The organism is Kitasatospora purpeofusca (assembly GCF_034043715.1).
In the GTDB taxonomy this organism is placed as follows: domain Bacteria; phylum Actinomycetota; class Actinomycetes; order Streptomycetales; family Streptomycetaceae; genus Kitasatospora; species Kitasatospora purpeofusca_A.
The window spans coordinates 13,027-26,962 of sequence record NZ_JAXCLC010000072.1; the positions used below are offsets into that span (position 1 = coordinate 13,027).

Annotated in this window: 8 protein-coding genes and 1 pseudogene; 2 read left to right on the forward strand and 7 right to left on the reverse strand. The window is 75.8% G+C overall.

Going from position 1 to position 13,936, the window contains the following annotated elements; translation table 11 throughout:
* Positions 1-95: 95 nt before the first annotated feature.
* Entirely contained in the window at positions 96-746 is a 651-nt protein-coding gene (locus SM793_RS29415; RefSeq protein ID WP_320441341.1) for a hypothetical protein, read from the reverse strand.
* Positions 747-1,048: 302 nt separating this feature from the next.
* Here SM793_RS29415 and SM793_RS29420 point away from each other — a divergent pair.
* Positions 1,049-1,612: pseudogene (locus SM793_RS29420) on the forward strand (phosphatase PAP2 family protein); the annotation flags it as partial.
* Between the two features lie 132 nt (positions 1,613-1,744).
* On the opposite strand, the gene SM793_RS29425 reads toward SM793_RS29420, so the two are convergent.
* From SM793_RS29425 to SM793_RS29445, 5 genes are all read right to left on the reverse strand, one after another.
* On the reverse strand, positions 1,745-2,473 hold the full coding sequence (locus SM793_RS29425) for a response regulator transcription factor (RefSeq protein ID WP_320441342.1): 729 nt from the start codon (positions 2,471-2,473) through the stop codon (positions 1,745-1,747).
* Between the two features lie 7 nt (positions 2,474-2,480).
* Entirely contained in the window at positions 2,481-3,911 is a 1,431-nt protein-coding gene (locus tag SM793_RS29430; RefSeq protein ID WP_320441343.1) for a sensor histidine kinase, read from the reverse strand.
* A gap of 110 nt (positions 3,912-4,021) precedes the next feature.
* Complete coding sequence (locus tag SM793_RS29435) at positions 4,022-5,698, reverse strand: protein kinase domain-containing protein (protein ID WP_320441344.1); 1,677 nt, start codon at positions 5,696-5,698, stop codon at positions 4,022-4,024.
* Entirely contained in the window at positions 5,695-6,522 is an 828-nt protein-coding gene (locus tag SM793_RS29440; RefSeq protein WP_320441345.1) for a hypothetical protein, read from the reverse strand. The genes SM793_RS29435 and SM793_RS29440 overlap by 4 nt, the downstream gene beginning before the upstream one ends.
* A gap of 227 nt (positions 6,523-6,749) precedes the next feature.
* Positions 6,750-8,960 carry an N-6 DNA methylase gene (locus SM793_RS29445; RefSeq protein ID WP_320441346.1) on the reverse strand — a complete coding sequence of 737 codons (2,211 nt, stop codon included), beginning with the start codon at positions 8,958-8,960 and terminating at the stop codon, positions 6,750-6,752.
* A 215-nt stretch (positions 8,961-9,175) separates the two neighbouring features.
* Here SM793_RS29445 and SM793_RS29450 point away from each other — a divergent pair, with 215 nt between their 5' ends.
* Entirely contained in the window at positions 9,176-9,865 is a 690-nt protein-coding gene (locus SM793_RS29450) for a DUF4352 domain-containing protein (protein WP_320441347.1), read from the forward strand.
* Between the two features lie 187 nt (positions 9,866-10,052).
* On the opposite strand, the gene mfd is transcribed toward SM793_RS29450, so the two are convergent.
* Positions 10,053-13,682 carry a transcription-repair coupling factor gene (gene mfd / locus SM793_RS29455; protein WP_320441348.1) on the reverse strand — a complete coding sequence of 1,210 codons (3,630 nt, stop codon included), beginning with the start codon at positions 13,680-13,682 and terminating at the stop codon, positions 10,053-10,055.
* Positions 13,683-13,936: the final 254 nt, after the last annotated feature.

The window sequence follows — 13,936 nt, forward strand, 5'->3', positions numbered from 1 at the left end:
CCGGGTTTCTGTCCTGGCGGCGCGGGTGAGGGTGCTTCCGCGCTCCCGCGCTCCCGTGCTTCCTTGTTCTTGCCGGGCCGGGGCGGCGTCCGGACTCAGCCGGTGGGCCGGGAGCGGGCGGCCGGGGCGAGGGCGGCGCGGTCCGGGTCCCAGGTGCCGTAGCGGGGGTTCACCCGCAGGTGCAGGGCGGCGGCCGTGGCGGCCAGGATCCGGCGGACGGCGGCATCGCCCGCCGGGGTGTCGGCGTCCGCCCCGGCGGTCGCGGCGAGCCGGCGGATCCCCAGCTCGCGCCCGAGGCGGTCGTCGATCCCCTCGGGCGGAACGCCCTGTTCCGCCAGGGCCCGGGCCAGCCGCCCGGCGCCGCCGAGGCGCCGTTCCTCCTCCGCCCGGGCGGCCGCCACCTCGGCGTCCGCGACCACCGGCCCCCGGTCCGCGACCGCGCGGGCCACCACCGCGTCGAGCACCAGCTCGGTGACCGCCCGCCGGGCGGGGCCCTCCGCCTCCCACCGGGCGTCCGCCGACACCCCGCCCGGGGCCTGCCGGAGCGCCGCCACCCTGGCCTCCACCGCGTCCACCGGAATCCGCCGACCGTCCAGCACCGCCGCCGTGCCCGGCGTCAGCCCGTCCCCGCCGCATCCGGCCAGCACCGGGACGGCGAACAGGACGCCGAGGACGGCGGCGACGGTGGTGGGGGCCGACGTGGTTGTGGTCGTGGTGGCGGTCGTGGTGGTCCGGCGACGGTGCATGGCGGGCTCCGGAGGCGGGCGGACGCGGGGCGGTGGGAGCCGCGGCGGGGGCCGGGGCGGCAGGGATCCCCCGAGCGTAGGGCGGGGCACCCGGGGCGGTGCGGACCGTCCCCCGAACGGCTCATCCGGGGCGGGCCCCGGCACGGCACCGGGCTCAGGTCAACCCTGACGATCGTCAAGGTCGGCCCCTGCCTTTCGGGTCGGGTCCGGAGCCACCCCCGACCCCTACCGTCCGTGCCATGACGAACACGATCAGGAACAGAGCAGTCCTCGCGGTGGCGCTCGTCGGTGCCGGCACCGGGATGGTCGGGTGGCTGGCTCCGGCGGGCGGTGGTGCGGCCGGGGCGGGTCCGCCGGCCCGTGGCTGGTCGACCGCCGGCTACCGCCGGGTCACCGAGGCCGTCGCCGACGGCCCGCCCCGCCTCGCCTCCCTGCTGGAGCCCGCTACCGAGGCCGGTCTGGTGGTGCTGGGCCTGCTGCTGGCGCTGGTCTGGTGGACGGCCCGCGGGCGGCGGGCCGCCGACGCCGTCGCGGGTGTCGCGCTGACCGGCCTCGGCACCGTGCTCGCGTACGGTGCGAGCGAGGCATTGAAACTCGTGCTGGACGAGGAACGCCCCTGCCGGGCCCTGGCCGGGCTGCCGTCCACCGCGCTCACCGACTGCCCACCGCCGGGCGATTGGTCGTTCCCCAGCAACCACGCCACCCTCGCCGTCGCCATGGCCACCGGTCTGGTCCTGCTACGACCGCGGTGGGCGTGGCTGGTCGTCCCGGCCGGCCTCGGCACGGCCGGCCTCCGGGTGGCCGCAGGCGTGCACTACCCGCACGACGTGGCCGCCGGGGCTGTGCTGGGCGGGGCGGTCACGGCCGCTGTGGTGGTGGCACTGCTGCCCTCGGCCACGGCGGTGGTCCGCGCGACGGGCCGGGTACGGCTGCTCGGCCCGGTGCTGCTGGCTCCCTCGGCCGCGGCACCGCCTGCGGCCCCGGTCCCGGCGCCGGTTTCAGCCGGCCGGGCCCACAGCCAGGCCGGCCTCGTGGGCGAGGACGGCGGCGGCCGCCCGGTTGGCCACTCCCAGCCGGGCCAGGACGGAGCTGACATGCGCCTTCACGGTGCCCTCCACCACACCGATCCGGCGGGCAATCTGACCGTTGGACAGCCCGGCGGCGACCAGCGTCAGCACATCGCGCTCACGGGCGGTCAGCCCGGCCACCTGCCGCTGGGCCGCGGCCCGGCGGTCGGCCGGACCACCGGACCGGGTGGCGGCGAGATGGGCCACCACCCGGGCGGCCACCTTGGGTGACAGATAGGCCGCCCCGTCGGCCACCGCACGCACACCGGCGATCAGCTCCTCCGGCTCGCCGGACTTGATCAGGAATCCGTTGGCGCCCCCGCTCAGGGCGCGCAGGATGTAGTCGTCCTCACCGAAGGTGGTCAGCATGACGATCCCAGGAGCCGCTCCGGTCCTGGTGGTGACGCCCGCCCGCCGGATCTCGGCGGCGGCGGTGATGCCGTCCGTGCCCGGCATCCGGATGTCCAGCACCGCGACGTCCGGCCGGTGGCGGCGGAGCAGCTCGACCGCCTCCCGCCCGTCCCCGGTCTCCGCGACGATCTCGATGCCCGGGTCGGTGGCGAGCACGGCGCGCACCCCGGCCCTGACCATCGGTTCGTCGTCCGCGACCAGTACCCGGATCCGCGCCCGGGCGCCGTTCTCGCGCTCCCTCTCGCTCATCGGGCGCTCACTGGACCAGGGCGTCCAGGGAGATCAGCACACCGCCCCGGAAGCAGAGCCGGTACGCGTCCCCCGAGCGGTCGTTGTTGAACGCCTCGGCCGTCATCGCGTAGTACTCGCACGTCACGCCCTCTCCACCGGGTGGCGGGTTGCCCACGGACGGATGGTACGGAAACTGATGCTCCGGCAGAAATCGCTGAACGGTGGACCGGTCCTGGCCGACCCGCAGTTCGGCGTAGTCGGCAGGGTCGAGCACGGACCGCCCGGCGCTGTGGATCGTCCACCCCCGCAGCACGGTGGTCAGCGCCACCGCGACGGAGAGCGGCACCAGGACGATCGCGACCACCATGCGGCCCACCCGGCGGCGGGCCAGGCGCAGTTCACGGGTCGGCGACACCGCGACCGGCGCCGCTGGGGCCGCGGCCGGGGCGCCCGTCCGCGGCAGCTGGGCGCTCACCTCGAAGCCGGCGCCGTCGGCCCGGGGCCCGTAGTGGAAGGTGCCGCCCGCCAGCCGGACCCGCTCGGCCAACCCGAGCAGACCGTGACCGCCCGTGCCCGGTGCGCCGGTTCCCGCCGCGGCTCGGGCGGGCGGCCCGCCCGCCGATCGGGGGCCGTCGAGCACCCGGACGCGAGCGCCGTCCGCCGTGTACGCCACCAGCACCGTGACCGGTGCCCCCGGGGCGTGCTTGGCGGCGTTGGTCAGCGCCTCCTGGACCACCCGGTACACGGCGTGCTCGGCAGCCCTCGGCAGCCCGTCCGGCTGACCGTCGACGGTCAGCCGGACGTCAAGACCCGCCGCGGCGGCCTCCCCCACCAGGTGCGGGACGCCCGCGTCCACCGGGCCCCTGGCGGTGTGGGGGTCCGTGTCGTCCCGCAGGATGCCGATCACCTCACCGAGGCGTTCGACGGCGGCGGCCGCGCCCGCCCGGATCTCCTGGGCCGCCTCCCGGTGCGGCGGGGCCAGATCGGGCGCCAGCTTGAGCGCACCGGCGCGCAGGGCGATCAGGCTCAGGTCGTGCCCCAGCGCGTCGTGCATGTCCTGGGCGATCCGGGCGCGTTCGCGCAGGCGCGCCCGCTCGGCCACCAGCCGCTGCTCGTGCTCGGCCCGTTCGGCCCGCTCCCACCCGGCCCGCACCAGTTCCTGCGACTGCCGCCAGAACCGGCCCACCATCCACGGGGCCATTCCGGCGCAGACCAGGACCGAGACGACCGACGTCGCCTGCACCGCCAGGTCCGGGGCGACCACCGCCACCAGCGCCCCGGCCGTGACCAGCGCCGCGAGCAGGGCGACCGCCTCCCGCACCCGCTCCATCCGCACCCCGGCCGCGAACGCCGCCCCGATGCCCGGCACCGTCCACCAGAGGGACACCGGGCTCAGCCCGAACGCCCCGGCCGCCAGCACCAGCAGCCCCCGGTCCCACCACGTTCTCGTCCACATCCGCCCGACCCTACGGACCTCACCGGTGCCGCGGATCTGTCGAAAGTCATGCTCGTCGGCGAGCGGCCGTCGGCTCGCGGGCCGGGTCGACACGGTCGCCGGTCAGCCGGTCAGGCGTGCGGGGGCCAGGGGGTGGCGTTGGTGCGGTGCGGTTGGAGGGTGTCGAGGGTCTGCCGCAGGCGGCGGACCGCCGGGTGGTGCGGGCCGTCGCGGCGTTCGCGGTCGAAGAGCAGCTGGAGCAGCCACGACCAGGCCGCTTCCGTCTCGCCGAGCGAGGCCAGCAGCACGCCGACCCGTTCCCGGAGGTCGAGCAGCCGCTCCGGTTCGGCCTCCGGCCACACCGCGAGCAGGGCCTGGTACTCGGTGAGCGCTTCCGCGCCCCGGCCCAGCTGTTCGAGGCACTCGGCCACCCGGTGGCGCGGTTCGAGCGCCCGTCGGCCGTGCGGGCCGCCCTCGGCGGTGGCGGCGAGCGCCCGGTACTCGGCCAGGGCCTCGTGGTGGCGCCGCTCCTGGAGGAGCGTACGGGCGTAGATGGTCCGGACGGTGCGGACCATCCCCGCGCCGTCGCCGAGTTCGGACCGCCCGCGCGCCAGCAGCCGGGCGGCGAGGTCGAGCACCTCGGGGCGCCGGCCAGCGTCCACCAGGTCGGAGAGCCTGGCGCAGGCCGCCGCGAAGTCCTCCTCCGCCGGGGCGGGCGGGGCGGGTGCCAGCGGCGGCGCCTGCGGTACCGCCGGGGTGGGCGGGTTCGGCACGGCGGCGATCAGGAACGGCGGCGGTTCGGCCCGGGGCGGCGCCACCGGGGCGACGCCCTCCGGACGCGGCTGCGGCTGGAGCGGGTACCGGTAGGGCCGGGCCGGGTCCGGCAGCGGCCCGAACCGGGGCTGCGGCACCGCGACGGCGGCGGGCAGCAGCGGCAGCAACCGCCGGTAGACCTCCTGGGCGTCGGCCGGCCGGTCCCCGGGGCGCTTGGCGAGCAGGTCGAGGACGACCCGCTCCAGCGCGGCCGGCACCTCGGACCGCAAATCGCGCAGCGGCACCGGCGGGTCGTCGACGTGCCGCCGCAGGAGCCCCAGCGCGGTGGGCGCCCGGAACGGCCCTTCGCCGGCCAGCATCTCGTGCAGCAGGCAGCCGAGCGCGTACAGGTCGCTGCGCGGGTCGACGGCGGCGGACAGCGCCTGTTCCGGCGCCATGTAGGACGGGCTGCCGATCGGGACGCCGGTGAGGGTCAACCGGGTGGCCCCGGGGTCGAGCGCGGTGGCGATGCCGAGGTCCAGCAGGACGGTCCGGCCGTCCTCCCGGACCATCACATTGCTGGGCTTGAGGTCGCGGTGGACGACCCCCACCGTGTGGACGGCGGCCAGCGCGGCACAGAGCTGGGCGGCCACGGCGACCGCGCGCTCGACCGGGAACGGCGCGTCCTCGGCGATGAGGTCGGCCAGGCTGACGCCGGGGACGCGCTGCATCACCAGGTACAGCTCGCCGCCCTCCTCACCGGCCTCCTCACCGGCGTCGAAGACGGTGACCAGGCCCGGGTGGTCGAGGGCGGCGGTGGTGCGGCACTCGCGGAGGAAGCGGCGGCGCAGGTCGTCGCCGTGCCGGAGCCGGTCGGTGGTGGTCGGCTCGGTGCCGCCGGCGGCGGCGAGAAGGAGGAGGTCGGTGCGCAGCAGCTTGACGGCGACCGGGCGGGCGAGCCGCTCGTCGTGGCCGGCCCAGACCTGGCCCATGCCGCCGTGGCCGATCTTCTCGGTGAGGTGGTACCGGCCGCCGATCACCCGGGCGAGGGTCACGGGCGGTCCTCGCGGGCCTGACGGCGCAGCAGTTCGCCGAGTTCGCGCAGCTCGTCGGAGGTGTCGGGACCGGCGTCGGAGGCCCCCTGGCCCACGGCCCGGGGCGGCGAGGAGGACCGGTACGGGGGCTGTTCGGCCTGCCCTGCCTGCCCTGCGTGCGGATACGGGGCCGGGGCCGGGGTCCCGTACGGCTGAGCGGCGCCGTACGGCTGAGCGGCGCCGTAGGTCGGGGCGGCACCGTAGGTCGGGGCTGGGGCGTACGGCTGCGGCGTCCCGTACGGCTGGGCCGACGGATAGGGCTGCGCGGCGCCGTACGGCTGGGCGGACGGGTAGCCGTACCCGGCCGGCTGCGGGTGCCCGCCGAGGCCGGCCGGAGCGGCCGAGCGGCCCGCCGACCAGACCACCTGGCGGTCCATCAGCAGGAAGTGCACCGGCGGGGTGAACCACATCAGCAGCATCATCGTGGTGCCGACCGCGTCGGCGACCGGCGCCTCGCCCTTGCGGAAGCTGCCGGCCACCCCGATGCAGATGAAGAAGGCGAGGAAGATCCCGGCGTACACCACCGCGCCCAGGATGTCGTACGCCCGGCGGCGGCGGACGGCCAGCAGCAGCGACGGCACCATGCCGAGCAGGCCGACGGTCAGCAGCGGCGCGAGGACCACCAGGACGCGGCCGGGCACGCCGTACGGGCCGACCGGTCGGCCGGGGCCCGGGGGCCGGGCGACCAGGGTCCGGCCGTAGGGCTGCGGCGCGGTGCCGGGTATGCCACCGGCGGGCGCGCCACCGGGCGGCGGGCCGAACTGCCCGGGGTACTGCCCTGACATGCGCGCTCCTGAGCGGGTGAGGACGACGGCTGTCCGGATCACGGGACCGGTCCCGCACACCGTACCGCCAGCACCGGTCGGGCCGGAGTCCTTCCGATGTGCCCGCAACGCTCCGGCGGCACCGGACGGGAGTGGGAAGTCGGCCGGTCCGACGTCCGACGCCGGTCGGCGACGGGCGTCGGCAGACTCCGCAGGCCGTCAGGGGACTCGGAGGACATCAGGGGCCGTCAGGGGGCGGCCGGGGGTTCGGCGGTACCGGCGGCGAGGGCGTCGGTGGCGGCCTGGGCGAGGGCGCGGCCGAGGGCGGCGGCCTGCTGCAGCGTCGCGTCGAAGGCGGCGAGCCGGGCGAAGGCCGCGCCGAGGCGGCGCTGTTCGGCGATCGGCAGCCGCGGCAGCTCGACCCGGCGGATGTCCAGCCGGGTGGTCGTCGAGGCGTGGCTGGCGGCCCGCCGGGCGGCGGCCGTGGAGCGCAGGTGACCGGCCAGGAAGTCCGGGTCGAGGGCGGCCTGGTCGGGGCGCAGCAGGTGCAGTTGGCGACCGAGGGCGGCGCCGACGGGCGGGCCGCCCGGGCCGACCACCCGGGCGACGCCCCCGCCGAGGGCGGGGACGAGCACGTCGCCGGGCCGGGTCAGCGGGATCCCTCCGGCGACGTCGCGGTCGAGGACCGCGCCGGGCGCGGCGCCGGTGACCAGGTCCTGGTCCGTCAGCACGGGGGTGCCGGCCGGGTCGTTGCCGGCCGGGTCGGTGCCGGCGGGCCGGGTCGGGGCGCCGGCCCCGGAGGAGTGCACCTCCAGGAGTCCGGAGCGGACCAGCTCGCCCAGGGTGACGACCGGGCCCGCGCCGCCGCCCGCCTCCCGCTCCGGGTCGGCCGCCGGTCCGGGCAGCAGCGTGCCGGGGTCGGCGAGTCCGTCCAGCAGCTCGGTCAGCCGGCCGCCGAGGTGGGAGAGTCCGGCGGCGCCGCCGGGCGGGGCGGCCGGCGGGACGTGCCGGGCGGGCGAGAGGTCGGTCTCGTCGTCGAGCAGGTCGATCGCCGCCACGGTCCGGTACCGGCCGGGCCGGTCCTCGGGGAGCGGGAGGCCCTCGCGGGCGGCGAGGTCGAAGGCACGCCAGGCGTCCAGGACGGTGCGGCGCAGCTCGGGCCAGCGGACCTTGTCGCGGCCGCCCTCGGCGAGTTCGGCGGAGCCGGGTGAGGTGGCGGCGGCGTCCAGCATGAGCACCTGGCGGAAGTCGTCGCCGGGGCGGGGGGCGCGCAGCACCCAGAGGTGGAGCGGCACCCCGTAGGGGGGTGCGGCGCCGGCCGGGAGGGCGACGACGGCCCGCAGTGCGCCGGAACGCAGCAGTTCGGCTCGGACCCGGCGGCCGGCCCGGCGGGTGGCGACGGTCGGCGGGAGCAGCAGGGCGGTGAGCCCGCCGGGACGGGTGTGGGCGAGGCAGTGCAGCACCCAGGCGAGTTCGGATTCGCCGCGCGGGGGGACGAGGCCACCGGGCCAGCGCCGGTCGAACTGCAGCTCGTCATGGCCCCAGTCCCGCTCGTTGTAGGGGGGCTGGCAGAGCACCGCGTCGAAGGTGTGCCCGGTGTAGGCGTCGGCGCGCAGGGCGTCGCCGGGGCGGAGGTCGACCGGGAGCGGGGCGGGGTCCTCGGCGGGCGCGTGCAGGGCGAGCCTGAGCCGGGCGAGCGCGGCGGTGGCCGGGTCGGCGTCCTGGCCGTAGCGGTCGGTGCTGGACGGCAGGGCGAGCAGCAGGGCGCCGAGTCCGGTGGCGGGGTCCAGCACGGTGGCGGGGACGCCCGCGACGGCGGCGAGCAGTTCGGCGGCCTCCGACGGGGTCGGGCTGAGCTGGCGGGCGTTGGCCTCGGCGTACCGGGCGAGGAGCTGTTCGTAGGCGGCGGCCGGGCCGGCCTCGGCGGCCAGCCGGGCGAGCAGCCGGGCGAGGTCGAGCTTGGTGGACCCGAACAGGCCGGGCCGCCCGAGGCCGGCGGCACCGTCCGAGCCGTCAGCCCCGGCACCGGCACCGCCGGCGGCGGCAGCAGCAGCAGCGGGGCCGAACACGGTGCGGGCGGTATCGGCGAGGGCGCGCGGCAGGGCGGTGGCGAGCCTGGTGTCCGGCTGGTCCGCGAGGGCGGCCCAGCGCTCCGGTTCGCGGTGGTGCAGCAGCAGGACGGCGCCGGCCAGGACCAGTGGGGCGGCCGGGCGGCCGGCCGGGTCGCGCAGGGTCTCGACGATCCGCCAGACCCGCTCCAGCAAGGGCAGTTCGGCGATCTTGCCCTGGGACCGGAGCCAGGCCTCCACCTCGGTGAGCGCGAAGGCCGGGCTGCTGTCGGTGCCGCCGACCGGGCGGGGGAAGTCGGGGTGGCGGCGGCGCCAGTTGCTGACGGCGGCGCGGCCCACCCCGGCGAGGCGGGCGATCTCGACCGCGGTCACCTCGGGACGGTCCGGCATGGGGCTCCTTCGTCGGCGACGGCAGTGGTGTGGCCACACAGCATAGTCAGTGACACCGTTCTGAACGTTCACACGTGAACAGAGAGGTTTCATTAAAGCTCGTTGACATCGTTCACAGCAGATGATGTGATCTGTCCCGTCGACAGCACCTCGGGTCGACACCGCAGAGGACGAGAAGCGCCGGCCCGTACCCGGCGACACGACAGGAGACTCCGATGTCCGCGACCACCCGCCGCACCCGCCGCACCCGCCGCACCGCCGCCCTGCTGCTGGGCGCCACGCTCGTCACCCTCACCGCGACAGCCTGCGACTCGACCGGCGGCCCGTCCGTCTCCACCGAGGCCAAGCAGACCGCCGCCACCTCCGCCCCGGCGGCCGGCGCCGGCGGCAGCGCCCCGGCCAAGCCGGCCGACGGCAAGCCCGCCGAGAGCAAGCCGGCAGAGACCAAGCCGACGGAGAGCAAGCCCGCCGAGGCGGCCAAGGCCCCGGCGAAGGTCGGCGACACCATCGCCCTCAGGAGCACGCTGGAGAAGGGCAACACCGCCGACGTCGCCGCGGTGAAGGTGGTCGACCCGGCCCAGAGCACCAACGAGTACCTGACCGCGGCGGACGGCAAGCACTACGTCGCCGTGCAGTTCCAGATCAAGCCGACCGGCGCCAAGGCCTACAGCGAGGCCCCGTGGAGCGCCGCCAAGGTGATCGACGACCAGGGCCAGGCGTACGGGCCGACGCTCGCCGACACCAAGGCCGGTCCGTCCTTCCAGACCCCGACCAACATCGCCTCCGGGGAGACGGGCAAGGGCTTCGTCGTCTTCGAGGTGCCCAACGGCACCAAGCTCGACAAGGTCCAGTTCTCCCTGGACAACGGCTTCGCCGACCAGGTCGGCCAGTGGAAGCTCGGCTGACGACGGTGGCGCCCCTGCCACCGCTCCCGCCACCCCGCACGAGAACACGAACGGGAACGGGAACGGGAACGGGAACGCGCACCACCACCGCCCCCGGCAACACGAACGGCGGCCTCGGGCAGCACCGCCCGAGACCGCCGTACCCGTCGAGGACCCCTCCGGGGGCCCTCGACCGCTGCGGGATCCGCTACTTCCTCGCGCCCGCCAGGTCGTCGAACATCGACGCCAGGAACTCCCTGGACCACGCCAGCAGCTCCCGCCCGACCAGCGGCTTGCCGCCGATCCGCCCGGTGGACGGCCGCGGCACCAGCAGCTGGTTGGTCGCCGCCTTCACCTGGCTGCGCGGGTAGAGCCGGTTCAGCCGCAGCTGCTGCGACTCCCTCAGCTCCACCGGGCCGAAGCGCACATTGGCGCCCTGCAGCGTGATGTCCGCGATGCCGCACCGCCGCGCGTACAGCCGCAGCGCCGCCACCATCAGCAGGTTCTCCACCGGCTCGGGCAGCTTGCCGTACCGGTCGGCCAGCTCGTCCCGGACCTGGACGATGTCCTCCTCCGAGTTGACCGCCGCGATCGAGCGGTAGGCCTGGAGCCGCAGCCGCTCCCCCGGCGCGTAGTCGTGCGGCACATGGGCGTCGACCGGCAGCTCGATCTTCACCTCCAGCGGCTCCTCCTCCGGCTCGCCGCCGCCCGCCAGCGACTCCCGGAACTCGGCCACCGCCTCGCCGACCATCCGCATGTAGAGGTCGAAGCCGACGCCCGCGATGTGCCCGGACTGCTCGCCGCCGAGCAGGTTGCCCGCGCCGCGGATCTCCAGGTCCTTCATCGCGACGTACATGCCGGCGCCCATCTCGGTGTGCTGGGCGATGGTGGCCAGCCGCTCGTGCGCCGTCTCGGTCAGCGGCTTCTCCGGCGGGTACAGCATGTAGGCGTACCCGCGCTCCCGGCCCCGGCCCACCCGGCCGCGCAGCTGGTGCAGCTGGGAGAGGCCGAAGGTGTCGCCGCGCTCGACGATCAGGGTGTTGGCGTTGGAGATGTCGATGCCGGACTCGACGATCGTGGTCGACACCAGGACGTCGAACTCCTTCTCCCAGAAGTCGACGACCACCTTCTCCAACAGGGTCTCGCCCATCTGCCCGTGCGCGGTGGCGATCCGCGCCTCCGGCACCAGGTCCTTGAGCCGGGCGGCCGCCCGGTCGATCGACTCGACCCGGTTGTGGATGTAGAAAACCTGGCCCTCGCGCAGGAGTTCACGACGGATAGCGGCCGAGATCTGCTTCTCGTCGTACGGGCCGACGAAGGTCAGCACCGGGTGCCGCTCCTCCGGCGGGGTGGTGATGGTGGACATCTCGCGGATCCCGGTGACCGCCATCTCCAGGGTGCGCGGGATCGGGGTCGCGGACATGGTGAGCACGTCCACGTTGGCCCGCAGCTTCTTCAGCTGCTCCTTGTGCTCGACGCCGAAACGCTGCTCCTCGTCGACGATGACCAGGCCGAGGTCCTTGAAGCGGGTCTCCGAGGAGAACAGCCGGTGGGTGCCGATGACGACGTCCACCGAGCCCTCGAACAGCCCCTCCAGCACCGCCTTGGCCTCGCTGTCGCTCTGGAACCTGGACAGCGCCTTCACGGTCACCGGGAAGTTGGCGTACCGCTCGGCGAAGGTCGAGAAGTGCTGCTGCACCAGCAGCGTGGTCGGCACCAGCACCGCGACCTGCTTGCCGTCCTGCACCGCCTTGAAGGCCGCCCGCACCGCGATCTCGGTCTTGCCGTAGCCGACGTCGCCGCAGATCAGCCGGTCCATCGGGACGGACTTCTCCATGTCGGCCTTGACCTCGGCGATGGTGGTCAGCTGGTCGGGCGTCTCCGCGTAGGGGAAGGCGTCCTCCAGCTCGCGCTGCCACGGGGTGTCCGGGCCGAAGGTGTGGCCGGGGGCCGCCATCCGGGCCGAGTACAGCTTGATCAGGTCGGCGGCGATCTCCCTGACCGCCTTCTTGGCCCGCTGCTTGGTCTTCGCCCAGTCCGCGCCGCCGAGCCGGTGCAACGTCGGGGCCTCACCGCCGACGTACTTGGTGACCTGGTCGAGCTGGTCGGTCGGCACGAACAGCCGGTCGCCGGGGTGGCCCCGCTTGGCCGGCGCGTACTCCAGCACCAGGTACTCGCGGGTGGCGGCCTGCACGGTGCGCTGCACCATCTCCACATACCGGCCGACGCCGTGCGCCTCGTGCACCACGTAGTCGCCGGGCACCAGCGCCAGCGGGTCGATCGCGTTGCGGCGCCGGGACGGCATCCGCCGCATGTCCTTGGTGGAGGACCGCTGGCCGGACAGGTCGGTCTCGGTGATCACGGTCAGCTTGAGCGTCTCGTCGACGAAGCCGTGCTCGATCGAGCCGCAGGAGACGTGCACGACGTCCCGGGTGGGGGCCTCGGACAGGTCGGCGACCAGCCGGGCCGCGATGCCCTCGTTGCCGAGCACCTCGGCGAGCCGGGAGGCCGGCCCGTGGCCCTCGGTCACCATGACCACCCGCCAGTCGGCGGCCAGCCGCTCCTTGGCGTCGGCGATCGCCCGGGCGGTGTCGCCCCGGTACGCCTCGACCGCGTGCATACCGAGGGTCAGGGTGTTGGTGTCGAACTCCAGCAGGCCGCTCACCGAGGCGTCACTGGTCGCGAACGGACTGACCGACCACCACGGCAGGCCGATCTCGGCGGCGTGCTCGCGCACCTCGGCGAGCGAGCGCAGCGAGGCGGCCGAGACGTCGATCGTCTCCAGGTCGATGGGCCGGTCGCCCCCGGAGGCGGCGGCCACCCAGGAGGCGTGCAGGAACTCCTGACTGGTCGCCACCAGGTCGGTGGCGCGGGTGCGGACCCGCTCGGGGTCGCAGACCACGGCGACCGAGCCCAGCGGCAGTACGTCGACCAGCAGCTCCATGTCGTCGACCAGGACGGGCGCCAGCGACTCCATGCCCTCGACCGCGATACCCTCGGCGATCTTGTCCAGGATCTCGGCCAGGCCCGGGTGCTCGGCGGCCAGCCGGGCGGCCCGCGCCCGCACCTCGTCGGTCAGCAGCAGCTCCCGACAGGGCGGCGCCCACAGGCCGTGCTCGGCGATCTCCAGCGAGCGCTGGTCGGCCACCTTGAAGAACCGGACCTCCTCGACCTCGTCGCCCCAGAACTCCACCCGCAGCGGGTGCTCCTCGGTCGGCGGGAAGACGTCCAGGATGCCGCCGCGCACCGCGAACTCGCCGCGCTTCTCGACGAGTTCGACCCGGGCGTAGGCGGCTGCGGCGAGCCGCCGGGCGATGTCCTCCAGATCGTGCGACTCGCCCCGCAGGACGGCCACCGGCTCCAGTTCGGCCAGCCCCTTCACCTGCGGCTGCAGCACCGAGCGGACCGGCGCGACGATCACCTGCACCGGGCCGGCCGCCGGGTCGTCGACCCGCGGGTGGACGATCCGGCGCAGCACCGCGAGCCGGCGGCCGACGGTGTCCGACCGGGGCGAGAGCCGCTCGTGCGGCAGTGTCTCCCAGGCCGGGAACTCGGCGACCGCGTCCGGCGGCAGCAGTGAGCGGAGCGAGGCGGCGAGGTCCTCGGCCTCCCGGCCGGTGGCGGTGACGGCCAGCACCGGACGGCCCCGCTCCCCGGCCGCCTGCCCGGCCAGCGCGCGGGCCAGCGCGGCGATCGCGAACGGCCTGGCGGCGGGCGGGCCGACCAGGTCGAGATGGCGGCGGCCCCCGGCCGCCGCACCGGTGGCGGTCGCGGCCTCGATCGCCTCGGCGAGGGCCGCGTCCCGCGCGACGACATCGAGCAGTCCGGTCAAGCTCATCTGGAGTCTCTTCTTCGTCCCGAGGAAGGTGCTGCCCAGGGGCCCTGGGCCCGTTGGCGCAACGCGAACGGCCCGGCACGCCGTGCGGCCGGGGGTCTCCAGCCTACGCCGCGAGGCTGACGCGCACGCGGCACACGGCCGGGGCGGGGCGGCGCGCGACCGGCGCACGGACCGCACACGGACCGCACTCGGTCCACGGGGGATCCGGCGCGGACGAACCACCGCCCGCACGCTGCCGGTCCCGGCGTTCCGCC

Coding starts and splice junctions, on each gene's coding strand:
- SM793_RS29445 (WP_320441346.1), bottom strand. CDS start 8,960: ATGCCGGACCGTCCCGAGGTGACCGCGGTCGAGATCGCCCGCCTCGCC.
- SM793_RS29415 (WP_320441341.1), bottom strand. CDS start 746: ATGCACCGTCGCCGGACCACCACGACCGCCACCACGACCACAACCACG.
- SM793_RS29440 (WP_320441345.1), bottom strand. CDS start 6,522: ATGTCAGGGCAGTACCCCGGGCAGTTCGGCCCGCCGCCCGGTGGCGCG.
- mfd (WP_320441348.1), bottom strand. CDS start 13,682: ATGAGCTTGACCGGACTGCTCGATGTCGTCGCGCGGGACGCGGCCCTC.
- SM793_RS29425 (WP_320441342.1), bottom strand. CDS start 2,473: ATGAGCGAGAGGGAGCGCGAGAACGGCGCCCGGGCGCGGATCCGGGTA.
- SM793_RS29450 (WP_320441347.1), top strand. CDS start 9,176: ATGTCCGCGACCACCCGCCGCACCCGCCGCACCCGCCGCACCGCCGCC.
- SM793_RS29430 (WP_320441343.1), bottom strand. CDS start 3,911: ATGTGGACGAGAACGTGGTGGGACCGGGGGCTGCTGGTGCTGGCGGCC.